The organism is Neorhizobium sp. T6_25, assembly GCF_002968555.1.
In the GTDB taxonomy this organism is placed as follows: domain Bacteria; phylum Pseudomonadota; class Alphaproteobacteria; order Rhizobiales; family Rhizobiaceae; genus Neorhizobium.
The window spans coordinates 441,513-463,709 of sequence record NZ_PVBL01000002.1 but is presented as its reverse complement, the minus strand read 5'-3'; the positions used below and the strand labels follow the sequence as shown (position 1 = coordinate 463,709).

At 62.7% G+C, this 22,197-nt stretch carries 24 protein-coding genes and 1 other RNA gene; 4 read left to right on the top strand and 21 right to left on the bottom strand.

Annotation, left to right across the window (positions count from 1 at the left end):
- Positions 1-3: 3 nt before the first annotated feature.
- The 8 genes from C5L10_RS04405 to ruvC all read right to left on the bottom strand — a co-directional run bounded on the left by C5L10_RS04405 (position 4) and on the right by ruvC (position 4,555).
- A complete protein-coding gene (locus tag C5L10_RS04405; RefSeq protein WP_105428660.1) occupies positions 4-903 on the bottom strand; it encodes a metallophosphoesterase in 900 nt (299 codons plus the stop codon).
- Complete coding sequence (gene ruvB, locus C5L10_RS04400) at positions 904-1,944, bottom strand: Holliday junction branch migration DNA helicase RuvB (RefSeq protein WP_105428659.1); 1,041 nt, start codon at positions 1,942-1,944, stop codon at positions 904-906.
- Positions 1,941-2,345 (bottom strand): PIN domain-containing protein, encoded by a 405-nt coding sequence (locus C5L10_RS04395; protein WP_105428658.1) that lies wholly within the window; start codon positions 2,343-2,345, stop codon positions 1,941-1,943. The genes ruvB and C5L10_RS04395 overlap by 4 nt, the downstream gene beginning before the upstream one ends.
- Entirely contained in the window at positions 2,342-2,626 is a 285-nt protein-coding gene (locus tag C5L10_RS04390) for an AbrB/MazE/SpoVT family DNA-binding domain-containing protein (RefSeq protein WP_105428657.1), read from the bottom strand. Before C5L10_RS04390 ends, C5L10_RS04395 begins: the two co-directional genes overlap by 4 nt.
- A 73-nt stretch (positions 2,627-2,699) precedes the next feature.
- On the bottom strand, positions 2,700-3,317 hold the full coding sequence (gene ruvA / locus C5L10_RS04385; RefSeq protein ID WP_105428656.1) for a Holliday junction branch migration protein RuvA: 618 nt from the start codon (positions 3,315-3,317) through the stop codon (positions 2,700-2,702).
- Positions 3,318-3,329: 12 nt separating this feature from the next.
- Positions 3,330-3,746, bottom strand: coding sequence for a type II toxin-antitoxin system VapC family toxin (locus C5L10_RS04380; RefSeq protein WP_105428655.1), 417 nt, complete (start codon positions 3,744-3,746; stop codon positions 3,330-3,332).
- A complete protein-coding gene (locus C5L10_RS04375) occupies positions 3,727-3,990 on the bottom strand; it encodes an AbrB/MazE/SpoVT family DNA-binding domain-containing protein (RefSeq protein ID WP_105400239.1) in 264 nt (87 codons plus the stop codon). The genes C5L10_RS04380 and C5L10_RS04375 overlap by 20 nt, the downstream gene beginning before the upstream one ends.
- Positions 3,991-4,045: 55 nt before the next feature.
- The gene (gene ruvC, locus C5L10_RS04370; RefSeq protein WP_105400888.1) at positions 4,046-4,555 is read right to left on the bottom strand and encodes a crossover junction endodeoxyribonuclease RuvC; all 510 of its coding nucleotides are present in this window, start codon (positions 4,553-4,555) and stop codon (positions 4,046-4,048) included.
- A 191-nt stretch (positions 4,556-4,746) separates the two neighbouring features.
- Between ruvC and C5L10_RS04365 the strand changes: the two genes are divergently transcribed.
- Positions 4,747-6,159, top strand: coding sequence for a methyl-accepting chemotaxis protein (locus tag C5L10_RS04365; RefSeq protein WP_105428654.1), 1,413 nt, complete (start codon positions 4,747-4,749; stop codon positions 6,157-6,159).
- A gap of 130 nt (positions 6,160-6,289) precedes the next feature.
- Positions 6,290-7,291 (top strand): LLM class flavin-dependent oxidoreductase, encoded by a 1,002-nt coding sequence (locus tag C5L10_RS04360; protein ID WP_105428653.1) that lies wholly within the window; start codon positions 6,290-6,292, stop codon positions 7,289-7,291.
- A gap of 56 nt (positions 7,292-7,347) precedes the next feature.
- Here the strand turns inward: C5L10_RS04360 and C5L10_RS04355 are convergent, their stop codons facing one another.
- The gene (locus tag C5L10_RS04355) at positions 7,348-8,094 is read right to left on the bottom strand and encodes a YebC/PmpR family DNA-binding transcriptional regulator (protein WP_105400236.1); all 747 of its coding nucleotides are present in this window, start codon (positions 8,092-8,094) and stop codon (positions 7,348-7,350) included.
- Between the two features lie 191 nt (positions 8,095-8,285).
- On the opposite strand from C5L10_RS04355, the gene C5L10_RS04350 reads away from it, so the two are divergent.
- Entirely contained in the window at positions 8,286-8,798 is a 513-nt protein-coding gene (locus C5L10_RS04350; RefSeq protein ID WP_105428652.1) for a pyridoxamine 5'-phosphate oxidase family protein, read from the top strand.
- A 24-nt stretch (positions 8,799-8,822) separates the two neighbouring features.
- Here the strand turns inward: C5L10_RS04350 and C5L10_RS04345 are convergent, their stop codons facing one another.
- On the bottom strand, positions 8,823-9,668 hold the full coding sequence (locus C5L10_RS04345) for an MBL fold metallo-hydrolase (RefSeq protein WP_105428651.1): 846 nt from the start codon (positions 9,666-9,668) through the stop codon (positions 8,823-8,825).
- Positions 9,669-9,867: 199 nt separating this feature from the next.
- Between C5L10_RS04345 and C5L10_RS04340 the strand changes: the two genes are divergently transcribed.
- Positions 9,868-10,599 carry a dienelactone hydrolase family protein gene (locus tag C5L10_RS04340; protein ID WP_105428650.1) on the top strand — a complete coding sequence of 244 codons (732 nt, stop codon included), beginning with the start codon at positions 9,868-9,870 and terminating at the stop codon, positions 10,597-10,599.
- A 117-nt stretch (positions 10,600-10,716) separates the two neighbouring features.
- Here the strand turns inward: C5L10_RS04340 and C5L10_RS04335 are convergent, their stop codons facing one another.
- From C5L10_RS04335 to C5L10_RS04285, 11 genes are all read right to left on the bottom strand, one after another.
- Entirely contained in the window at positions 10,717-12,654 is a 1,938-nt protein-coding gene (locus tag C5L10_RS04335; RefSeq protein ID WP_105428649.1) for a DEAD/DEAH box helicase, read from the bottom strand.
- A 243-nt stretch (positions 12,655-12,897) separates the two neighbouring features.
- Entirely contained in the window at positions 12,898-13,722 is an 825-nt protein-coding gene (locus C5L10_RS04330) for a TIGR00282 family metallophosphoesterase (RefSeq protein ID WP_037077046.1), read from the bottom strand.
- A gap of 2 nt (positions 13,723-13,724) precedes the next feature.
- Positions 13,725-14,327, bottom strand: coding sequence for a 5-formyltetrahydrofolate cyclo-ligase (locus C5L10_RS04325; RefSeq protein WP_105428648.1), 603 nt, complete (start codon positions 14,325-14,327; stop codon positions 13,725-13,727).
- Positions 14,324-15,607: a hemolysin family protein gene (locus tag C5L10_RS04320; protein WP_105428695.1), complete on the bottom strand. Its 1,284-nt coding sequence runs from the start codon at positions 15,605-15,607 to the stop codon at positions 14,324-14,326. Before C5L10_RS04320 ends, C5L10_RS04325 begins: the two co-directional genes overlap by 4 nt.
- A gap of 265 nt (positions 15,608-15,872) precedes the next feature.
- The gene (locus C5L10_RS04315; protein ID WP_105428647.1) at positions 15,873-16,916 is read right to left on the bottom strand and encodes a sensor histidine kinase; all 1,044 of its coding nucleotides are present in this window, start codon (positions 16,914-16,916) and stop codon (positions 15,873-15,875) included.
- 9 nt (positions 16,917-16,925) lie between these two features.
- Positions 16,926-17,369, bottom strand: coding sequence for a response regulator (locus C5L10_RS04310; protein WP_007751932.1), 444 nt, complete (start codon positions 17,367-17,369; stop codon positions 16,926-16,928).
- Positions 17,366-18,865: an ATP-binding protein gene (locus C5L10_RS04305; protein ID WP_105428646.1), complete on the bottom strand. Its 1,500-nt coding sequence runs from the start codon at positions 18,863-18,865 to the stop codon at positions 17,366-17,368. The genes C5L10_RS04310 and C5L10_RS04305 overlap by 4 nt, the downstream gene beginning before the upstream one ends.
- A gap of 125 nt (positions 18,866-18,990) precedes the next feature.
- Complete coding sequence (locus C5L10_RS04300) at positions 18,991-20,799, bottom strand: diguanylate cyclase (protein ID WP_105428694.1); 1,809 nt, start codon at positions 20,797-20,799, stop codon at positions 18,991-18,993.
- Between the two features lie 168 nt (positions 20,800-20,967).
- A non-coding RNA gene (gene ssrS, locus C5L10_RS04295) (6S RNA) lies at positions 20,968-21,126 on the bottom strand.
- Between the two features lie 65 nt (positions 21,127-21,191).
- Positions 21,192-21,569 carry a cell division protein ZapA gene (locus tag C5L10_RS04290; RefSeq protein WP_105428645.1) on the bottom strand — a complete coding sequence of 126 codons (378 nt, stop codon included), beginning with the start codon at positions 21,567-21,569 and terminating at the stop codon, positions 21,192-21,194.
- Positions 21,570-21,591: 22 nt separating this feature from the next.
- Positions 21,592-21,864, bottom strand: a complete 273-nt coding sequence (locus C5L10_RS04285) for a DUF4164 domain-containing protein (protein ID WP_038589375.1) — start codon at positions 21,862-21,864, stop codon at positions 21,592-21,594.
- Positions 21,865-22,197: the final 333 nt, after the last annotated feature.

The following is a 22,197-nucleotide window of genomic DNA, read 5'->3' as shown; positions in this document are numbered from 1 at the left end:
GGTTTATCCCAGTTCGATCACGACGATTTCCGGCCTCGAGCCCACTCTCACCGGCAGGATGGAACAGCCGAGGCCTCGGGACACGATGAGATCACGCTCCCCCTCACGATAATGTCCGGCCGGATAACGCCGCGAGCCCTGTGATGCAGCGGCGGGCTGCCAGCCCAGAATATTGATCTGGCCGCCATGGGTATGACCAGAAAGCGTCAGACTGACCCTCTCGCTCACCTGCGGAAATATGTCCGGCTCATGTGCCATGAGCAGCACCGGCGAGTCATCGTCAATCTGCGCGAGCGTTCCCGGAAGATCGTCGATGCCCCTCATCGTCATCTGCTTGAGATCTTTGCCAGGGCGCGGAGCCATCTGGTCGCCGAGGCCCGCCAGCCAGAACGTTTGCCCGTCTTTCTCCAGCCTGACGGCCTCGTTGATGTAGGTCGATATGCCAACGGCCCTCAGTGCAGCCGCCGCGACATTCTCAGTGAAGGGATTTCTCTGGAGGAACAAATCCTCATAATGGTCATGGTTGCCGAGCACCGCATGAACACCTAGCGGCGCCTTCAGCACCGAGAGCGACTGCGACCAATCCGCAGGCGGGATATGCTCGGTCAGCAGGTTCATTCCCGACACGTAATCGCCGAGCAGCAGGATGACATCCCCGTTCAGCGCATTGGCCGCAGAACAGATCGACCCGATCCGGTCGAGGCTCATCCAGGGCTCGCAGGCGTGGATATCCGCCAGGACGACAACGCGCAGCTTCAATCCCGGCGTCCATCGCCTGGGCGTGACGGCATATTGCGTCAGCCGAGGCCGTGCCATCACCTCCACGAAGGGATAGGCGGCCAGAGCGAACAGGGTCGCAACTCCTCCGGCAAAGGCCTTGAGCAAAGTCCGCCTTGTGAGCACTCAGTCATCCTCGAGATTCATCCGAAATTGCGCGGCCTCGAGATCCTTCGGCGGCTGCATTCCCAGATGTTTCCACGCGTTTGCGGTCAAAACGCGGCCCCGCGGCGTGCGCTGGATGAAACCCTGCTGGATCATGTAGGGTTCGATGATGTCCTCGATCGCATCTCGCGGTTCGGACAGGCCGGCGGCGATCGTCTCGATACCGACCGGCCCGCCGCCAAAATTGACGGCGATCATGTTGAGATAGCGTTTGTCGAGCTGGTCCAGACCCATATTGTCGACCAGCAGCCGGGTCAGCGCCTCGTCGGCGATCTCCTTCGTCACCGCTTCGGCCTTCGCTACTTCGGCGAAATCGCGCACCCGGCGCAAGAGCCGCCCGGCGATGCGTGGCGTGCCGCGGGCGCGGCGGGCGATCTCGCGGGCGCCTGCATCGGTCATCGAAAGGCTCATCAGCCGCGCACCGCGCCGGACGATCAGTTCCAACTCATCGACCGTGTAGAAGGACAACCGGATGGGAATGCCGAACCGGTCGCGCAGCGGCGTGGTGAGCAGACCGGCCCGGGTGGTGGCGGCAACCAGCGTGAACTTCGACAGATCGATCTTCACCGACCGCGCCGACGGCCCTTCGCCGATGATCAGGTCGAGTTGGAAATCCTCCATCGCCGGATAGAGAATTTCCTCGACCGCTGGATTGAGCCGGTGGATTTCGTCGATGAAGAGCACGTCCCGCTCTTCGAGATTGGTGAGCAGGGCCGCAAGATCGCCGGCCTTGGCGATGACCGGGCCGGATGTCGAGCGGAAATTGACGCCGAGTTCCTTCGCCATGATCTGCGCCAGCGTCGTCTTGCCAAGCCCCGGCGGGCCGACGAACAGCACGTGGTCCAGCGCCTCGCCGCGGTTCTTCGCCGCCTCGATGAACACCTTCAGGTTGGCGCGTGCCTCCGCCTGGCCGGTGAACTCGTCCAGCGACCGCGGGCGCAGCGTCGTATCCAGGTCTTCGCCCCGCTTTTCCGGCGTTATCAGGCGGGCGGGTTCACTCATGCGAGAAGTTCCATTCCGGGTACGCGCGAAGCGGCTTTCTTATCGAAGGTTTTAATGGATTTGCATCCCTCTTCCAACGAGCGGCCGGCGATGAGAGCATCAGCGAAATCCATGTTCGTATTTTCAACCTGCCGAAGCGCAGCAACGACAAGCGCATGGCTTTCTATCACAAGCCCGCGCGTCTGCAGCAACTTCCCAATGGCAAGTACGACTTCCTTTTTCTTGAAGCCATATCGCGATCGCAGGGCCCAATCGAGTTCAAGCAGACTGATAAGCGTTACGAATGCGGTATATTCCCGGCCCAGTCCTTTTGCGAACTCTTTCGCTGCTGCCATTTGCTGTGGGTCATCTGCGACCAACGTTCGCACAATGACGTTGGTATCCAGCCCCAGCAACGTCATTCCGCTGCATCCGCTTGTTCATCGTCGCCGATATCAAGGACATTGGCTCCGCCAGCGGCCAGCACGGCTGCGTCGATTTCCTCCAATGTTGCTGGCCCGTTCGGCGGATTACCGAGAAGACCGACGAGGTCGCCGAAATCGATATTTTTCGGCGTAATCACGAGATCTCCGTTCACCACCGAATAAACAACCTCATCTCCCGGATGCAAATTGATCGCCTCCCGCAGGTCCTTCGGTATCGTCAGCTGCCCCTTGGCGGAAAGCGTAAGCGTCCAACCCATAGCACGTTCCTCCGATAAAACTGCGATTGGAGGAAATAATACGATTATTCCGACAAACTCGCAAATCTTCCACTCACCGAGCCAGTTCCTTCAGCCCCAGCCGGATGAGCCTGGCGCTATCGCCCCCCTCACCGCCGTTCTTGAGCGCCGCCGCAACCGCGTTCGCGGCCTGGTCGCGGGAGTACCCGAGATTGGTGAGCGCCGAGACGGCATCGGCGACCGGTGCAGCGGCCACGCCCTCGCCAAGCTCCTGCTTGAGGCCGATATTGCCCGAAGCCTCGCCGGCAAAGGTGGGCGCCTTGTTCTTGAGTTCGGTGACGATACGCACCGCGACCTTCGGCCCGACGCCGGGCGCACGCGAGACAGTCGTCTTGTCCTGGAGGGCAATGGCGTTGGCAAGCTCGGAGGGCGTCAGCGTCGAGAGCACCGCGAGCGCCACCTTGGCGCCGACGCCCTGGACGCTCTGCAGCAGGTTGAACCATTCCCGCTCCAGCGCGCTCAGGAAACCGAAAAGCTTGAATTGATCCTCGCGGACATAGGTCTCGATGAAGAGGACCACCGCTTCGCCGACCGAACCCATCTTCGACAGCACCCGCGACGAGCAGAAGACCTCGTAACAGACGCCGTGAACGTCGACGAGCACATAGTCCTCGCCGATCTCGTCGATAGTGCCTTTGAGCTTGCCGATCATGAAAGATGTCCGTCAGGGATGGGTTTCGGGGGAGATGATGTCGAGGGAGGGAAAATAGGCGCGGTAACGGGCTACATCACGGGTCAGGAGACGATGGGAGCGGACCGCGGCATGGGCGCCGATCAGGAAATCCGGCAGCGTTCGCTCACGTTGACCGCCGGCTTTGCGATACTGCATATGCGCCAGTCCAGCCCGATAGGCTGCGGTGAACGGCAGCATTTCGCGCGCAAGGTTAAGCTTCGACAACAGAAGCATCAGCTTCTCTTCGCTCGGCGCCATGCTGGCAAGCTCAGCCCAGACGATCGGCGTCAGAATGAACTGCGTCTCCGCCTTCAACGAGACCAGCATATTCGACGACCATTCCTTGAATGGGTTATCCGGGCCGAAAACGTCGATAAACACATTGGTATCAATGAGAACCGATGTCATCGCGAGGCCCCCTCAAGAATTCCATAAATTCGTCAGCCGTCATACCGCCCGTATCGAAGGTGCCGGATCTGCTCTTAATCCATGAGGCAAAATCGTCCGTGGACTGGTTTTCGCCGTTGGATACGACGACCAATCGTGCGCCTCTGTCGTCGGCGACAAAGTCCACCTCCGAACCCGGTCCGATCTTCAATCGGTCGCGGATTTCCTTCGGGATCGTAACCTGGCCTTTTTCGGTGACGCGCATGGTAATACCTCTCAGGTATTACTTATCGTCGGAACAAGAACAAGTCAAGAACAAACTAGCCGGCGAGCGCGGCGCGCATACGCTGGCCGCCGCGGTTGTGGGCGTGGCAGATGGCGATTGCCAGCGCGTCCGCGGCGTCGTTGCCCTTGAACTCCGCCTTCGGCATCAGGATCTTCAGCATCATGTGGATCTGCTGCTTTTCGCCGTGGCCGACACCGATCACCGCCTTCTTGACCGCGTTCGGCGCATATTCGGCGACGGGCAGCCCGGCCCTCGCCGGCACCAGCATGACGACCCCCCTCGCCTGGCCGAGCTTCAGCGTGGCGACCGCATCCTTGTTGACGAAGGTTTGTTCGACGGCGGCCTCGTGCGGCTGGTAGGCATGCACGACTTCCGCCAGCCCGTCATGCAATTGGCAGAGGCGGGAGGCGAGGTCCATGTCGCCGTCGGAGGTCACGGTCCCCGAGGCGACGAATTTCAGGCTGTTGCCGAGCGTCTCGATAATGCCCCAGCCGGTGCGTCGAAGCCCCGGATCGATGCCGATGATGCGAATCGTGCCTGTCATGCCCATACCCTATCCTGATGCCCCAACCAGTGCCACGAGAATGTGAACAAACCGAAAACGCGCATGGAGGCCCGTTTACCCTTCGGTAACCATGTCGGGAAGGTTTGCCCCCTTTCGGGTCGCCGGTTGGCAACGCCCCAGCGCCTCGCGCGTTGCAAATCGCGGCTTGGACGCAATGTGAGGAGGCAGCCATGACAGGCAGACATCATTCCCTATCCGTCAAGGTGATCGGGCTTGTGCTGGCGCAGAATGGGATTCTCGCGGGGCTCCTCTTTTACGTCGCCGACGAGCTGACGCCTTTCGAGATGCTGGGCATCGCCGCGTCGCTGATAACGCTGACCCTCGTCACCATTTCCCTTGCCGGTGCGCTCATCAATCCGTTGCGCACCATCGCGGGAACCGTCTCGGAGGTCGCCGCCGGCAAGACGGCGGTGCCACGCGAACATCTGGCCCGCACCGATGAAATCGGCTCGATCTCCCGGGCGCTGGAGCAGCTTTGCCGCAATCATCTCACCCGGCTCGTCAAGGACGAAGAAGCGCGCGAGCGGCAAGAGGCGGAGGCGGCGCAAGCTCGCATGCGCGATCTTGAGGCCGCCGGAGAGGAGGCACGCGACCTGAGGACGGTGGTCGAAGCGCTCGACGGCGGCCTGCGGCGCCTGGCGGTCGGTGATCTGACCGTGCGGATCGATATGCCGTTCCCCGACAGATACGAGGGCCTGCGTGCGGATTTCAACCATGCCCTGACGATCCTGGAGGACGTGCTCGGCATGATCGGCAGCTGCGCCCACGGCCTTCACACAGACTGCGCCGAGGCTCGCGACGAACTGACGAAAACCGCCGAGGCCGGCGGCCGGCTGACGGCAACCATCGCCAAGACAGCTGCGGATGTCGGCAAGCTTGCCGAAACGCTAAGGGTGCGAAAGATGCACGCCCAGCACGCGGCCGAAATCGCCAACAATGCCCGGCTCGACATGCGCCCGCCGAAGGAGATGATAGAAGCCGCAACGGTGGCCATGGAGGCGATCCGCAAGGCGTCGCTCAAGATCGAGCCCGCCACCGCAACGATCCGGGAGATCGCCTTCCAGGCCAATATGCTCGCCCTCAATGCCGGCCTCGAAGCGGCCCATCCGGGTGAGGCCGAGATCGACTTCAAGACCGTGGCGGAGGAAATCCGCGGACTTGCCGAGCGGGCCGCCGAGGCGGCCAAGGAAATCTCCGGCCTGTCCCGAAAATCGGCGGAAGCGGCCGAACTCGGCGGCAAGTCTGTCGAGAAGGCGGGCGGAGAACTGGATGCGATGACGATCTACGCGGATGCCTTGCACGGTCACGTGGCGGCACTCGCCGCGAGCTCGGGCGAGGAGATCGAAGCGGTCGCAGCCGTCAGGACCACGATGACAACGCTTGCCAAGGCGAGCCGCGACCAGATCGGCGCGCTGGATGCGCTGACGGCAAAGCTCGGCCGCATGAACCGCGATATCGGCGCGATCGACCATCATGCAGGGCGCTTTGCGCCCGTCACGATCCTCCAAGCGGGAGGAGTGGCGGTACCGGAGAGCCTCAAACCCGCAAAACCCGGTTCGCACCTGCGGCTGGTCAAGTCGTGATGCCGAGGGGCTCCGCTGCGCGCCTTTTTGGGGCGCTTCTTTTTCTGTCGGCCGGAGGGTCGTATTCCTGGACGAGGCTGCCTAGATAACTGGAACACCCTGTCAGTTATTCCGCCTTCAGGACGCGCCGATGATCCCCTTTTCCATTCTCGATCTTTCACCCGTCGGTGAAGGTTATTCCGTGAGCGATGCGCTCGACCAGTCCCGCCGCCTGGCGATCAAGGCCGAGGAGCAGGGCTACAAACGCGTCTGGCTTGCCGAGCACCACGGCATGCCGGGCATCGCAAGTGCCGCAACGGCGATCGTCATCGCCCATGTGGGGGCGGCCACCAAGACCATCCGCGTCGGCTCCGGCGGCATCATGCTGCCCAACCATTCCCCTCTCGTCATCGCCGAACAGTTCGGCACGCTGGAAGCGTTGTTACCTGACCGCGTCGATCTCGGTCTTGGCCGCGCGCCTGGAACCGACATGCGCACCGCGAGCGCCCTTCGCCGCAATCTCGATGCCGGCGCCGAAAGCTTTCCGCACGACATTCTGGAATTGCAGCGCCTGCTCGGCGCGCCCGAAAAGGACCAGAGCCTGCTCGCCGTCCCGGGCATGGATGCGCATGTGCCGATCTGGCTGCTCGGATCGAGCGTCTACAGCGCCCATCTCGCAGCCGCCCTCGGCCTGCCCTATGCGTTTGCCTCGCATTTCGCGCCTGACATGCTGATGGAAGCGATCTCGATCTACCGCGACCGTTTTAAGCCGTCTCTCCAACTCGACAAACCCTACATGATGGTCGGCGTCATGGGCGTCGCGGCGGAAACCGATGCCGAAGCGGAGCGCGCCTTCACCTCGTCGCAGCAGCAGTTCGTCAATCTGCGCAAGAACGTCCGCACCCGGTTCCCGAAGCCCGTCGACAGCATGGAAGGTTTCTGGACGCCGATGGAGAAGATGAGCGTCGAACACACGCTGCGTTACGCAGCGGTCGGCTCAGTTGCGACGGTCGAGGCAAAGCTCAGGGATTTCCTGGGAGAAACCGGCGCCGACGAATTGATCATCTCGATGCCGATCCACGATGTCGACGCACGGCTGCGCTCGGTCGAACTGTTCGCGACGCTGCCGATGATGGAAAAAGTCCAAGCCTGAAACAAAGGCGGGCTGGTCATGCCAGCCCGCCTTCAAAACTGTTCGGTGGAGAATGGTCAGGCCGAAAGCTTGGCCATGACCTCTTCGGAAACCTCGAAGTTCGAATAGACGCTCTGCACGTCGTCGTCGTCCTCCAGGTTGTCGATGAGCTTCAGCAGCGACTGCGCCTTCTCCTCGTCCACCTCGATCGTGTTCTGCGGCCGCCAGATCACCTTGACCGTTTCGGCCTGGCCGAGCGTCGCTTCGAGCGCCTTCGACACTTCGCCGAGGCTTTCGAAAGCGCAGATGATCGTGTGGCCGTCCTCGTCGGTGGTCACGTCGTCGGCACCGGCCTCGATCGCCGCTTCCATCACCTTGTCCGCATCGCCGACGCTCGCCTTGTAGGTGATTTCGCCCACATGGTCGAAGGAGAAGGAAACCGAGCCGGTTTCGCCGAGCACGCCGCCGGCCTTGGTGAAGATCGAGCGGACGTTGGAGGCCGTGCGGTTGCGGTTGTCGGTCAGCGCCTCGACGATGACGGCGGTGCCGCCCGGGCCGTAACCCTCGTAGCGAACGGAATCGTAGTTTTCCGCATCCGCGCCGGCAGCCTTCTTGATCGCCCGGTCGATATTGTCCTTCGGCATCGACTGCGCCTTGGCGTTCTGGATCGCCAGGCGCAATGCCGCGTTCATGGTCGGATCAGGCAGACCCGTCTTTGCGGCGACGGTGATTTCGCGCGCAAGCTTGGAAAACATCTTCGACCGGATCGAATCCTGCTTGCCCTTGCGGTGCATGATGTTTTTGAACTGTGAATGGCCAGCCATGGCACCCCTGACACTTTAGCTTGTTCTGGAACTCGTTCTGGAATGGCGCCTTATAATTTCGAAGCCGGAGCCGTTCAAGGGCATTCCAGGGCAAGGCGGGGCTTTTCCTGATGCCGCCCCGCCGGCAAGGCCAGGAACAAAGCCAAAGCCTTGCCGTTTGTTCACCGAGACGAACAACAAGGAGACAATCGATGGCAAGCCTTACCGAAGCCCGCGAAGCGCCCGAACGCCAGCTCTGGGACGAGATCGACCACATTCATGCCGGCATGCTCGGGATCGAGGGCTCGCACATGCATTTCCAGCCGATGGCGCCGAACGCCGATCCGAAATCGAGCACGATCTGGTTCTTCACCAAGGCCGATACGGACCTGGTACGGGCGATACACGCCGGCAGCCGCGCCCATTTCTGCGTGGTCGGCAAGAACCACGATTACCACGCCTGCCTTTCCGGTACGCTGGAGATCCGTAACGATCGCGCCAAGATCGACGAATACTGGAGCGCCGTGACATCGGCATGGTTCGAACACGGCAAGGAAGACCCGCTTCTGACCCTGCTGGCCTTCCGCATCGACGACGCGGAAATCTGGGCCTCCACCGACAGCACGCTGAAATTCGGCTGGGAGATCGCCAAGGCCAATCTGAACGACGAGAAGATGCCGGAGGTCGGCGTCAAGCAGCACCTCGCCTTCCCGCAGTTCCATTGAACCGGAACAAGGCCGCAGGGGCGATCACAGCCCCTGCGGCACCAGTATCGTCGGCTTTTTCGGCAGGCTGCGCATCGACACCCGGATCGTCGGTTCCTTGGCATAGGCGATATCGAACTTGGCGTCGAACATGGCGATGAAATTGTCGAGCGGCGGTCCCCAGCGGTGCATCGGCAGGATGAGCGACGAGCGCAGCCGCTGCACGACCCGGCTCATGCTGTCCGCCCCCATGGTCAGGCCGCCGTCGACCGGCACCATCAGGATGTCGAGCCGACCGATCTCCGTATACTGCGCCTCGTTGAGCTCGAAATGCAGGTGGCCGAGATGGCCGATGCAGAGGCCCGCGACCTCGAAGATGAAGATCGAATTGCCGTCTTCCTCGATGCCGCCGCCCCAGTTGCGGATATCCGACACGACATTGCGGACATAGACATCCCCCACCATGACGCGATGCTGCGCCTTTTCGCCCGGGACATCGCTCCAGCCGTGCAGGACGTGCTTGATCCCGGGATCGGGGCTCAGCGTAAAATGGGTGGAATGCGCCTTGTTCATCGTTGCCACGTCCGGCATCCGCGACGGTCGGTAGGCGCCGCTATAGTCGGTGGCGATGCCGATCCCTTCCGGCGTTTCGATGAAATAGGTGGAATGGCCGACAAAGGTGATCTTCACCTCTTCCCGGTCGGCAAGCGCCAGGTTCCTCCTCGCCTGAACGAGCTGCAGGTCGGAGGGGCTGAAACTTGCGAAGGTGACGCCGGGCAGCTTCTGGGCGATCGCCTGGCATTGGCTGATGGGCAGGCCATCCTGGGCGAGCGCTGCGAAAGCAGACAGGAGGAGGCCGAAAAGACCGAGTGCGAGAGCCCGTAGCATCATGGTGATCCCAAAGAACTGCGTTCATGCTCATTCCCGGCGAAAACATGCGGCAATGCGAAAGGCCGGTCCAGCCGCAATCGCCGCGGCCGGTCTCACAATTCTGTCATTGGCGGAGGTCATGGAGTTGATTATTGAAAAGCCGGCGCAACGCCCGACATAAGCTCGCCGGCGTCCGGTCGGAAGCGCGAGAGGATATTTCATGAAGCGTGATATTGAGATCAAGACCAAGGACGGCACGGCCAAGGCCGCCCTCATCCGGCCCGAGAACGGTGCTGCAACGGACAAGGGCGTCATCCTCTACATGGATGCCTTCGGCCCGCGCGAGGCGCTCTACTGGATCGGCCAGCGCATCGCCGATGCCGGTTACGCCGTACTTGTTCCCGATCTTTATTACCGCTCCGGCGAATATGGTCCGTTCAACGCCCGGACCGCGTTCAACGAGGAAGGCTCCAAGACCCGGATCAGGGCCATGATGCAGACGGCCACCCAGGCACTCACGGCACAGGACGGCGCCGCCTTCATCGAAGCGCTGGAAACCGAAGGCGTCACCGGTGCGATCGGAACGGTGGGTTACTGCATGGGCGGCGCCCGCGCCATCACCGCCGCAGCCCATTATCCGGAGCGCATCAAGGCGGCCGCCAGCTTCCATGGCGGCAATCTCGCAAGCGACGCCGAAGACAGCCCGCACCGGCTGGCTGACCGGATCAAGGCACGCATCTATGTCGGCGTCGCCGGCGTCGACACCAGCTTTCCGCCGGAACAATCCGCCCGTCTCGCCGAAGCGTTTCGCACCGGCGGCGTCGACCATATCGTCGAGAACTATGTCGGCATGGGGCATGGCTGGACCGTGCCGGACCACAGCGTCTACGACAAGAATGGTTCCGAGCGCCACTTCAAGCGCCTGCTGACCCTGTTCGAAGAGACCCTCTGAAGCGACCTCTCCGAAACGAAAAGGGGCGGCTTCGGGCCGCCCCTGATCTCATTGAACGTCCAGCATTCCGGTCAGCGACGCAGCATCACCCCAGACAGGGTTTGCGCGGCGTCCAGCTTACTTCCGGCGCTCGAAATTGCTGCTGTTGGCCAATTTCGGCTTGTCCTTCTTCTTGAAAGGCTTGTCGTCTTTCTTGAAGGGCTGGGCATCCTTGCGGAACGGCTTGGCGTCCTTGTTGAAGGGCTTTCCGTCGCCACGCGCTTCGGCTGTCCTAGGGCCGCCCGGACCGGCCGCGTTGGAGGTGTTCTTCCGCGGCTTGCCCTTCGCCCAGTCGTCGCCACGAGGCTCCTTCGGACGGTCGTCATAGGACTTCTTGACATAAGGCTTGGCTGGCGCGGGACGGCTGAGGTCCGGCGCGCTGGTCAACCGGGTGACGCGGATGCCGCGCTCCAGCGCCTTGTCCTTGCCGACCGCCTGCATGAAGGCGTCGGCGTGATCGGCAGCGATCTCGACGAAGGTTTCGTCCTGCTGCATCTTGATCGCGCCGATTTCCCGCTTGGTGACGTTGCCGTTGCGGCAGAGCATCGGGATCAGCCAGCGCGGCTCGGCATTTTGCTTGCGGCCGACCGACAGCGAGAACCACACGGCCGGGCCGAATTCGTCGCGCGACGGGCGCGGGGTCATCGGGAAGTCGCCCTCGCCGCCGGCGCGCTCGCGCGGCTTGCGGGCATCCTGCTGCACGGAGATCTCGATCAGATCCTCGGGCGCCGAATATTTGGTGCGGTAGAGACTGACGAACGCGGCCGCCAGCTTTTCCGCGCCGTGGCTCTCGACCAGCTTGGCGACGAGATCCTGCTCTTCCTCGCGCGGATTTTCGCTGAAGATCGGATCGGCCAGCAGACGTTCGTCGTCGCGCCGCATCACCTCTTCGGCAGACGGCGGGCGTGCCCAGGTGGCGGAAATGCCGGCGCCGCCGAGCAGGCGCTCGGCCTTGCGGCGTGCATTGACCGGTACGATCAGGGCGCTGATGCCCTTGCGTCCGGCGCGGCCGGTGCGGCCGCTGCGATGGAGCAGCGTTTCCGGATTGGTCGGCAGGTCGGCATGGATGACCAGGTCGAGGCCCGGCAGGTCGATGCCGCGGGCGGCGACGTCGGTGGCGATGCAGACGCGGGCACGGCCATCGCGCATCGCCTGCAGCGCATGGGTCCGCTCGTTCTGCGTCAGCTCGCCGGAGAGGGCCACGACGGCGAAATTGCGGTTGTTGAAGCGCGCCGTCAGATGGTTGACGGCAGCGCGGGTCGAGCAGAACACGATCGCGTTGGTCGACTCGTAATAACGAAGCATGTTGATGATCGCATTTTCGCGGTCGGCCGATGCGACGGCGAGCGCGCGATATTCGATATCGACATGCTGTTTTTCTTCCGCCGAGGTGGCGATGCGCACCGCGTCACGCTGGTAGCTCTTGGCAAGCTTGGCGATCGCGGCCGGAACGGTTGCCGAGAACATCAGCGTGCGGCGGTCGTCGGGCGCCGATTCCAGGATGAATTCCAGGTCCTCGCGGAAACCGAGATCGAGCATCTCGTCCGCCTCGTCGAGCACGGCGACCTTGAGGGCCGACATGTCGAGCGCGTTGCGGCGGATATGGTCACAGAGCCGGCCGGGCGTGCCGACGACGATATGGGCGCCGCGCTCGAGCGCGCGCCGTTCGCTGCGGATGTCCATGCCGCCGACGCAGCTGGTGATGACCGCGCCGGTCATCTCGTAAAGCCATTCCAGCTCGCGGGTGACCTGCATCGCCAGTTCGCGGGTGGGCGCAATGACGAGCGCCAAAGGCTGCCGCGCCGGGCCGAACTTTTCCGCGTCGCCGAGCAATGTCGGTGCGATCGCAAGCCCGAAGGCGACGGTCTTGCCCGAGCCGGTCTGGGCCGAAACCAGCGCATCGGAATGGATGAGAGCCGGGTCGAGCATGGATTTCTGGACGGGGGTCAGCGTTACATAGCCCCGTTTCGCCAACGCCTTGGCGATCGCCGGGACGGCGCCGTTGTAATCGGTCATCTAAATCTGTCTTTCGGATTTTCGCGCGCGAAGCGCTGTGGCTGCAACACTCGCAGCCGAACTTGCGCCGTTCCTACTTATTTGCAGGGCAAATGTCAAAGAGCATGTCTGCGGGAGGTCCCGGTCAAGGCCGCTATTGACGCCACAAGCTTAATATCTGACGTAAATCCGCCCCTGCTCGATGGCGGCGTCGATACGCTCGCGGGCTTCGAGGACTGGCTGTCGCGCCGATCGTAAGCGGCATTACCGCCAGAACGACGGTATCGTCTCCGCAAGCCGCGGCCCGATCCGGAGCGGTTCGATCTTCTCCGCAAGCCCGGTCGTATCGGAAATCTCGATGCCGAGGCCGCAGATGGTCGCGGGTCCGGTCGCCGCCTCGAAACGGCCCTTCGGCATTTTCGAGATGAAGCGGTTGAGCGGCTCTTCCTTGTCCATGCCGAGCGATGAGTCGTAGTCGCCGCACATGCCGGCATCCGACATGTAGCCGGTGCCGCCGTTGAGGATCTGGCAGTCGGCCGTCGGCACATGCGTGTGGGTGCCGACCACGAGGCTGGCGCGGCCGTCGACGAAATGCCCGAAGCACTGCTTTTCGCTGGTCGCCTCCGCGTGGAAGTCGAAGATGATCGCGTCCGCCTGTTCCTTCAACGGAGCAGCGGCAAGGATCGTCTCGGCGCTCTTGAAGGGATCGTCGAGCTCGGGATGCATGAACACCCGGCCCATGATGTTGGCGACCAGAATTCGCGCGCCATTGCGGGCGTAAAAAATGCCGGACCCCTTGCCCGGCGTGCCGGCGGGATAGTTGGCGGGCCGCAGGAACTGCTCGTGGCGGCCGGCAAAGCTGACGGCCTCCTTCTGGTCCCAGACATGGTTGCCGGTCGTCACCACGTCGGCGCCGGCATTGATCGTCTCGAGAAAGATATCCTCGGTAATGCCGAAACCGCCGGCGGCGTTCTCGCCGTTGACGATGACGAAATCGAGCTTCAGGTCGGCGACGAGGCCGGGCAGCTTTTCCCACACCGCCACGCGGCCGGTCTTGCCCACCATGTCACCCAGGAACAAAAGGCGCATTCTTATCCAATCTGTGCGCGGCCCATGTCTTGGAAGGGCCGGTAACCGCTCTCCGTCAGGATAGCGTCTAGTCTGATATCGTGTGGTTCAACGGGAACTGATGCCACTTCCTGGCAGTCGAAGGCAATCCCGATCAGCTTCGGGTTCAGGCCTTTTTGCTGCAGGCGGTGGATCGCCCGGTCATAATAACCGCCGCCATAGCCGATCCGGTGCCCTCCGGCATCGAAGGCCGACAGCGGCACCAGCATCACTTGCGGCTCGAGTTCCGCCGCATCCGGTCCCGGGCCGAACGTGCCGAACACGCCCGGCACCAGTTCGGCGCCGCGCACCAGTTCGCGGAAGATGATCGTCTTCTTGTCGAGAATGACCGGCACGCAGAGCCGCGCGCTGCGGTCCCTGAGATGCGCCATCAGCGGCCGCACATCGACTTCCGAGCGGATCGGCAGGAAGCCCGAAACGATGGCGCCGGCGTCGAGGCTGATCGCCTCGGCCCCATGCGACGCGATGGCTAGGCTCTTCTCGATGCGCTCGACCGGCGGGATGGCGTCCCGCTCGGCAAGCCGCGCGGCACGAAGCTCCGCCTTGGTCTTCAGGACGTCCGTCATACCTTGTCCGACCGCCTGACCAACAGCTTGTCGATGCGGCGGCCGTCGAGGTCGATCACCTCGAAGGTCCAGCCGTTCTTGGTGAAACTCTCGCCGAGTTCCGGCAGGCGCTTCATCTCGTCGAGCACGAAGCCCGCGACCGTTTCGTAGCCGGGATCGTCGCCGAGCGAAAAACCCATCTGGTCGGAGAATTCGTCGACCGGCATCCAGCCGGCGATCAGGAAAGAACCGTCGTCGCGCGCAACGATCGCAGGTTCTTCGTCCTCCTCCTCCTGAAAGACGCCGGTGATCGCCTCGAGGATGTCGCCTGAGGTGATGATGCCTTCGAAATGGCCGTATTCGTCATAGACGAGGACCATATGGGCCGGTGCCTTGCGCAGCGCCTGGATGACATCGAGCGCGCCGGTGAGGTCGGAGACGACAGGCGCCTCGCGCATGATGCCGCGGATATCCAGCATCTTGCCGCCGGCGATGAAATCATAGGCGTCCTTGACGAACAGCGTGCCGAGGATCTCGTCCGAACTGCCGTTGCGGATCGGCAGGCGGGAGCGCTGCGTGGCGCGCAGCTGCTCGCGGATCTCATCCGAATTGTCTTCGATGTCGATGACCTCGACATCCCGGCGCGGCGTCATCAGGCCGCGCGCGGTGCGGTCGGCAAGCCGCATGACGCCGGAGATCATCGCGGATTCTTCCGTCTCGATCACGCCGGCGCTCTGGGCTTCGGCAAGCACGGTCCGGATTTCCTCGTCGGTGACGCGATCGCCCTGCTCGCCCCGCTGGCCGAGCACGGTCAGAAGCATCCGGCCGGAAACGTCGAGCAACCAGACGATCGGGGCGCCGATGGTCGCAACCATCTTCATGGCGGGCGCGACACGGGCGGCAACCGCCTCCGGCGCCCGCAGCGCGATCTGCTTCGGCACCAGTTCGCCGACGATCAGCGACAGATAGGTGATGAAAACGACGACGGTGCCGACGCCCAGCCAGTCGGCCAGGTTGTCGGCCATGCCCTGCGCTTCCAGCCAGGTGGTCAGCCGGGCGCCGAGCGTGGCGCCCGAGAATGCGCCGGAGAGCACGCCGACCAGCGTGATGCCGATCTGGACGGAGGAAAGGAAGCGGCCGGGATCTTCCGCGAGCCGTATGGCTGTCGCTGCGCCGCGGTTGCCCTGCTCGGCCATGATCCGGAGCCGCACCGGGCGGGAGGAGACGACGGCAAGTTCCGACATCGCGAGGACACCGTTCAAAACGGTGAGGGCAATGACGATGAGTATTTCGGTTAACAAGAGAAGCTCTTTGATTGGAACAATATGCCTGCACGCAAAACGAATGTGCCGCCCCGAGGAACGGCCCGCATCCATACGACGGCGCCAGAGGCGCCTCGTCGCGACGTCTCGCGCACAGTTCAGAAAACCGGGACCGGTTCTCGGAGCTATGCACCTCCACGCGCATCCCGGAAATCATAGGGTCGCCCTGCGGGCATTGCAATGGCGGGGAACAAAATGAAGGGCTTCGACCGTGGCAGAAACGGCACGGCCGCTTCGTCCTGGCCTACTGAAGACTGGCCTGCTGAAGGCTGACCGTCAGTTCGGCGCGGGTGCCGGAAGAGGAAGGCACGTAGTGGATCGTCGAGCCGAGCGTCGCGGCCATGGATTTGACGATACGGCTGCCGAGCCCGGTGCCCTTGGGCGTATCGCCCTCGCGCCAGCCGATCCCGTCGTCCTCGACGGCGAGCAGCGCACTGCCCTCGTCCTGGCGTTTGAGGAGCACCCGCACTTCGCCCTCGGTGCCGGCCGGATAGGCATATTTCAGAGCGTTGGTGAGCAGCTCGGTGACGATCATTCCAACCGAGACGGCGCGGTCTGAGGTCAGCGACAACGGTTCGGCATCGAGGCGGATCGACGGTCCCTGATCGTCGTTGACGGAGCCCTGCACCTCGCGCACCAGCGTGCCGAGATATTTGTCCATCTCCACATGCCGCACGTCGTCGGACGTGTAGAGGCTGCGATGCATGCCGGCGATCGCGCTGATGCGTGCCTGCGTCTCCGAAAGGGCTGCCTTGACGTCGTCGCTCTTGCTGCTGGAAACCTGCAGGCGGATGAGTGCCGCGACCAGCGCCAGGCTGTTGGCGACCCGGTGGTTCACCTCGGTGAGCAGAACCTCGGCGCGTTCCTTGCCGAGGCGGATCTCCTGCTCGGCCTTTTCCTGGGCGCGCCGCAATTCTGCGTTGGCGATCCCCTGCGCGATCGCGCTCTCCATCAGCGGCCAGAATTCCTCGCCGACCGTCTTGATGACATAGTCGGAGGCGCCGCTCTTCAGCGCGTCGATGGCGATCGTCGCATCGCTGGAACCGGTGACGTAGATCACGGGGATGGCCGAGCCCTGGTCTTTCAGCTTGTGAAGGATGTCGAGCCCGGTTTCGGTCCTCAGATAGTGGTCGAGGACGATCGCGTCGATACCGCCCTTTTCGACCGCTTCCATTGCCGATGCCGCGTTGACGGCATGGACGACCTCGTAACCGGCCCGCGCGAAGTGCCGTTCGGCCAATCGGGCAAGCGCGAGATCATCATCGACATAGAGTATGGTTTGCGGCATCGCGTCTCGTTATTGTCCGGGTATCTGCATCACGGCAAAGAACAGCCCGAGCTGTCGGATGGCATGCGCAAAACTGTCGTAGTCCACCGGTTTGGTGATGTAGACGTTGGCGCCGAGATCGTAGCAGCGCTGGATCTCCCGCTCATCGTCCGTGGTCGTGAGGATGACCACCGGCAGACGCTTCGAATGTGGGTTGGACTTCACCTTCTCGAGGATGTCAATACCCGACATGTCCGGCAGATTGAGGTCGAGAAGGATCAGCAGGTGGCGATCCTGATTCGAGTTTCCGGAACGATCCGCGCCGAGGATAAAGTCGAGAGCCGCATTGCCGTTGGTGAACGGAACGATCTCGTTGTTGACACCGGCGCGACGAACGTTTTTTTCGATCAGGCGCGCATGGCCCTCATCGTCCTCGATCATCACGATGGTGACTTCTTTACCGGCAGCCTTCATGACCCGCTACTCCTGACATACTGGGACAAATCCGTAGGCAACCGGATGACGAACGTCGTCCCGCCGCCCAATGTGGACGTCACCGTAATCTCACCGCCTAAATTTCTGACTAATGAACGCACATGCGCAAGACCGATACCCTCGCCCTGCTGGTCCTGGACGCCCGAGCGACGGAAAAGCTCGAAAACCCTCTCGTGATCCTCCGGAGCGATGCCCCGGCCATTGTCTGCGACCTCTATCCTCATCGCGGCGCGGCCGATCGGCATTGCCTTTACGGAAAGGTTCAAAGGCCGATCCGGATGTTTGTATTTCACCGCGTTGTCGAAGAGATTGCCGAAAACCTGTTCCATCGAAAATCGGTCGGTAATAAGGCCCCTCGCCTGGGCGACCGAAATATTCACCTCGCCGCCCGCTTCGCTGACCTGGTGGTAGATGCTGGCGGCGGTCGCTTCGAGAAGCTCCCCGAGATCGATCCTCTCCGGCTTCAGTTCCCGCCGCCCGTCGCGGGAAATCTTCAGGATGGCGTTGATCAGCCCGTCCATCTTCTTGGTGGAAGAGCGGATGAAGGCGATGGCCTCCGGCAGGTCCTGCTCGACGGCGATGCGGGCGTCGTTCACGTCGGCTTCGGACAGCGGCGTCCCGTCGGCCAGCACATAGGTGCTGATCGACTTGAGGCTCGCGTCGAGTTCGCTGGTGAAACCCATGATGTTGACCAGCGGCGCACGCAGGTCGTGCGAGACGATATAGGCATAACGCTGTATCTCGCGATTGGCCTGGATCAGATCCTCGGAGCGCTCGTTGACGCGCTCCTCGAGCCCGGCATTGAGCTCCTCGACCTCGGAGCGCGCCCGCTGCAGCTCGCGAACATGCTGTCCGACGATTGTGATCGCGCCGCCGATCACGAGGATGATCATCAGGCCGCCGCCGATGGTGATCCATTGCAGCGCCGATGCCGAATCGTTGAGGTCGTCGACGCCGGTCCCGATTCGCCCGTCCATGTCGCCGATCAGCTTGCCGAGGATCGTCGTGATGCCTTCCATCAGCTGCCGGCCATAGGCGCCCCGGATGACTTCGATGGCCCCGACGGCATTTCCCTTCTGAACCATCTCTACCGTCGACTGCATCTCGGCGAGCTTGTCGTCGATCAGCGGGTCGAGTTGGTCAAATGGAACGCGCACGACGTCAAGATTACCGGCAGCCTTCTTCAGCCGCTCGCGCAATCGCGGAATGACCGCGCTGGCAGTCGTATAGGGTTTTAGGAATTCAGCATCCTGCGTCAGCACGAAACCGCGCTGCCCGGATTCGGCTGCCCGCAGGAAAAGCTGCATGTCCGCCGCAGTGCTTCGAAGCTCGCGCAGTTTCACAACGTCCTGGAAATAGGCCTGCGTCGTCCTTGCCAGAAAGAACGATGACAAGACGATCGCCACAAGGACGCCGCCCCCGACCAGAAGCATGAGCAGCGATGAGCGGGCGAAGGTGGAATTCAAAAAGGGCATTGATACAGGCCGGCAGTTGAAAGGACCGCCAGAAATTGGCGGTCCGTCGTCCGTTGTCAAGCAAGGGCCGGAGAAAGGTCGATCAGCAGCCGGCGTCGCTCAGGGCGGTTTTCTCCGCGATCCGTTCAAGCCGAATTGCGGCTGGCCTGATCCGCGAGCTTCACCGCGCCCGCAAGCACGGTCTGGTTCCGCCCGCCTGCCTTGGCTTCCAGGAGGGCTGCGTCCGCCCGCGTGACGAGCGTCGATACCGCCCCCCCGGCTGGTGAGCCTGCGACGCCGATCGAAACGGAGACGAGACCGAGAATGCGACCGCCATGCGAAAGCGGCGTGGTCGCGATCTTCTGCCGCAGGCGTTCGGCAAGCGCGAAGGCGGCGGCCTCCGTCGCGTCCGGCAGGAGTATCGTGAATTCCTCGCCGCCGAAGCGATGGCAGGTCCCTGCCTCGCCGACGGTGTCGAGCATCATCTGCGCCACGTACTGCATGACGATGTCGCCCGAATCGTGCCCGAACTCGTCATTGAAGCGCTTGAACCGGTCGATATCCATCATCAGGCAGGCAAGCGGCCGGTCCGCATGGTCGCGCCCATGGCGGGCGAGCGTCTCGTCGAGGCGGCGGCGGTTGAGCAGGCCGGTCAGCGCATCTCGCACCGCAAGGTTCGTCAACCTGTCGCGGAGCTGCAGGTTGGCCACCGCAAGGCCGATATTCTCGGCGATCAGCTCGAGATAGAGACGGGAGCTTTCCGCCGCCATGTCGTGATCCGGGCGCTCTTCGAAATAAAGAAGGCCGATCGTATCCCCCTGCGCCGTCAAAGGGATGCAGAGCCCTGCGGCTTCGCTTTCGCCGAGGTGTTGGCAGGGAATGTCGCCGTGGCCGTGATTGCTCAGGTGCGGCCGCCCGCGGCGCAATCCCCAGCAGGCGCCGGTCGGGAAGGACGTGGCCGAAAGCTGCGGGTCGAGCCAAGAGCCAATCTCGGTGAGCATCGTTCGGCTGTCGTTCAGCACATAGAGCTGGCCTGCGAGGTTCGGGAATATCTGCGGCGCAAAGCGCGAGACGACATCCGCCAGCTCGCCTTGCGTCTGGCAGGCCTGCAGACGGTGCATCATCTGCAGGATGAAATCCTTGGTCAGCTGGTCGGCGCGCCGTTCGGCGTCGAGACGGTCCCGCTCCAACCCGTTTTCGCGGAAGATGTGGATTGCCTGGTTCATCTCGCCGATCTCGTCCCGCCGGCGGTCGAGCGGCACTTCCACGGCATAGTCCTGGCGGGCAAGCCGGGTGACGATGCCGGTCATGCGGGTAAGCGGCATGGCGACGCGGCGCTTGAGCACGAAATAGAGGACGCCGAGGAAAAGTGCTGCGGTGACGGCAAGCATCGTCTTTGCCGCAAGACCCCACCAGTCGCTGCGAGACTGCGCAAGCGCGACCGCTGTCTCGGTTCGCGCCTTTACCAGTTCCCGGAACCGGGTGACGGTTTCGAGCAGCCCGGTCTGCAGGCGGTCATGCTCGGGGCCGAACAACGCCTCCTGCGCCCCGGCCCGGTCGCCATTCTGGTAAGCGGTAATGGCGGCGTTCTCGAGCTGGTCGAGAGCGTCTGCGTCCTCCCCCACCTCGACCAGCGCGGCAAACTCGGCATCCGAGGCACCGAGCGCCTTGATATCCTTGATGGCCTGTTCGAGCCCCTGTTCTTCGGCCTCCTTGCGCCGGAACGCCTGAAGGTGGCGGTCCTCGCCGCGCATCACGTAGAGCCGGGCTTCATCTGTGCGCACTTCCGCGCCAAGCGCCAACCCCTCGGAAAGTTCATCGAGGGAAAGGTGCTCCTCGACGGCGATCCGCTCCTGATTGGCGCTCCCGGCAGATAGCATGAAGGCAGTGCCCGACAGCGCGGTCAGGACGACCGTGACGCCATAGGCCCAGTTGGTGATCTCGTTGATACGCATGCCGGGACGATAGAGCCGTCGTTTGAAAAGAGGATTAAGGACCTTGCGCAAACGGCGATCAGGCCGCGCCAAGTCCGCGGCATGGTAAATAAATTAGAATTTTCTTAAATACATCCGCCCGCACGAAGGCGGCTGATCGGGTAACACCCGAAATCGGAGGAGGAATAAGTGCGATCCGCGGCAACCGATGGATGTTTACGATCCTGGGTGCCTACAAACGTAGGTGGGCGCCGTGTGTCCAAGCCCACGGGCCTGGCCAGGGACAGCTCCCTTTGGATCGAGTATGGCCCCAGGGATTGTGGTTCCTGTCGTGAGGCGCAGATCGCATCGCCAATATATGTTCGATTGTCGGTCCGCACCAGTGGCGGAAAACCTTTATTATCGACCTTGGATCAGTTCACCTGCGCCGGCATCCGGCCGTTGAGCTTGGCGGTCAGCCCGTCGAGCCGGGAGGCGAGTTCGCCGAGCGCCGACACCACCTGCTGCTCGTTGCGTTGCTGGGTTTCGAGCGCGCCGTCGCGGTTGGACTTGAGCGATGTGACCTCCGCCTCGAGCAGGCCGAGCTTGCGGGTCATCTCCGAAAGCTCATCCATGATCATGATGCCGGCCATGACGGTGATGCGCAGATCGCCGATCTCGCCGAACTGGCCTTTGAGGTGCCCGACATAACGGTCGAACCGGTCGGCGAGTTCGGTCAGGTGGTCTTCCTGTCCTTCCTCGCAGGCCATGCGATAGGCCTTGCCGTCGATCATTACCGTTACCTGGGCCATGGCGTTCCCTCTTGATCCTGCATCAGCGGTCGAGCACGGCGCGGATGGTTTCCATAGCCGTCACCAGGCGCCGGGAGACCTCACGGTTGACTTCTTCCAGTCGATTGGCGCGGAATTGCGACTGGTCGAGCTCCTGCGCCAGCCGTGCCCGGTCCGCGTGCACGCGGCGGACCTCGCCTTCCACGTCCTGGGTTTCGCGCTGGCGCTCGATACGCGCATCGACGGCGCTCTCCAGACCGCCGATCGCCGCCCTGAGTTCCGAAATCACCATGTCGATCGTCTTTTCCGACGGCATGCGAAGCTTCCTGTCGATACGCGAAATGCGCCGAATCGATACGATCGGCCTCTCCAACAAGGGCGGAAGACTATTCACCGCCCGCAAGCCGGTCAATCAATCCAGGCCCTTCAAACGTGTCCTAACTGTGGATCGTCACCTATGTTTCTGCCTCTCGCCACATGCTGCCCACATGCTGCACGCAATTCAGGCAGCTGCAGGAAAGTTCGTCATCACCCGCTCGTAAAGACGGCGCTTTTGTTGACTTGTGCGTTGCACCTGCTAAGGATCACCCGCTCTTAGGTGGTCCCTGGGCCGCCCTTCAAGTGGTCCCACGAGGACCGTGACCGACAC

Excerpts from the sequence above, each read along its gene's own strand:
- ruvB (WP_105428659.1), bottom strand. The coding sequence starts at position 1,944 with ATGAGTGAACCCGCCCGCCTGATAACGCCGGAAAAGCGGGGCGAAGAC.
- C5L10_RS04395 (WP_105428658.1), bottom strand. The coding sequence starts at position 2,345 with ATGACGTTGCTGGGGCTGGATACCAACGTCATTGTGCGAACGTTGGTC.
- C5L10_RS04390 (WP_105428657.1), bottom strand. The coding sequence starts at position 2,626 with ATGGGTTGGACGCTTACGCTTTCCGCCAAGGGGCAGCTGACGATACCG.
- ruvA (WP_105428656.1), bottom strand. The coding sequence starts at position 3,317 with ATGATCGGCAAGCTCAAAGGCACTATCGACGAGATCGGCGAGGACTAT.
- C5L10_RS04380 (WP_105428655.1), bottom strand. The coding sequence starts at position 3,746 with ATGACATCGGTTCTCATTGATACCAATGTGTTTATCGACGTTTTCGGC.
- C5L10_RS04375 (WP_105400239.1), bottom strand. The coding sequence starts at position 3,990 with ATGCGCGTCACCGAAAAAGGCCAGGTTACGATCCCGAAGGAAATCCGC.
- ruvC (WP_105400888.1), bottom strand. The coding sequence starts at position 4,555 with ATGACAGGCACGATTCGCATCATCGGCATCGATCCGGGGCTTCGACGC.
- C5L10_RS04365 (WP_105428654.1), top strand. The coding sequence starts at position 4,747 with ATGACAGGCAGACATCATTCCCTATCCGTCAAGGTGATCGGGCTTGTG.
- C5L10_RS04360 (WP_105428653.1), top strand. The coding sequence starts at position 6,290 with ATGATCCCCTTTTCCATTCTCGATCTTTCACCCGTCGGTGAAGGTTAT.
- C5L10_RS04355 (WP_105400236.1), bottom strand. The coding sequence starts at position 8,094 with ATGGCTGGCCATTCACAGTTCAAAAACATCATGCACCGCAAGGGCAAG.
- C5L10_RS04350 (WP_105428652.1), top strand. The coding sequence starts at position 8,286 with ATGGCAAGCCTTACCGAAGCCCGCGAAGCGCCCGAACGCCAGCTCTGG.
- C5L10_RS04345 (WP_105428651.1), bottom strand. The coding sequence starts at position 9,668 with ATGATGCTACGGGCTCTCGCACTCGGTCTTTTCGGCCTCCTCCTGTCT.
- C5L10_RS04340 (WP_105428650.1), top strand. The coding sequence starts at position 9,868 with ATGAAGCGTGATATTGAGATCAAGACCAAGGACGGCACGGCCAAGGCC.
- C5L10_RS04335 (WP_105428649.1), bottom strand. The coding sequence starts at position 12,654 with ATGACCGATTACAACGGCGCCGTCCCGGCGATCGCCAAGGCGTTGGCG.
- C5L10_RS04330 (WP_037077046.1), bottom strand. The coding sequence starts at position 13,722 with ATGCGCCTTTTGTTCCTGGGTGACATGGTGGGCAAGACCGGCCGCGTG.
- C5L10_RS04325 (WP_105428648.1), bottom strand. The coding sequence starts at position 14,327 with ATGACGGACGTCCTGAAGACCAAGGCGGAGCTTCGTGCCGCGCGGCTT.
- C5L10_RS04315 (WP_105428647.1), bottom strand. The coding sequence starts at position 16,916 with ATGCCGCAAACCATACTCTATGTCGATGATGATCTCGCGCTTGCCCGA.
- C5L10_RS04310 (WP_007751932.1), bottom strand. The coding sequence starts at position 17,369 with ATGAAGGCTGCCGGTAAAGAAGTCACCATCGTGATGATCGAGGACGAT.
- C5L10_RS04305 (WP_105428646.1), bottom strand. The coding sequence starts at position 18,865 with ATGCCCTTTTTGAATTCCACCTTCGCCCGCTCATCGCTGCTCATGCTT.
- C5L10_RS04300 (WP_105428694.1), bottom strand. The coding sequence starts at position 20,799 with ATGCGTATCAACGAGATCACCAACTGGGCCTATGGCGTCACGGTCGTC.
- C5L10_RS04290 (WP_105428645.1), bottom strand. The coding sequence starts at position 21,569 with ATGGCCCAGGTAACGGTAATGATCGACGGCAAGGCCTATCGCATGGCC.
- C5L10_RS04285 (WP_038589375.1), bottom strand. The coding sequence starts at position 21,864 with ATGCCGTCGGAAAAGACGATCGACATGGTGATTTCGGAACTCAGGGCG.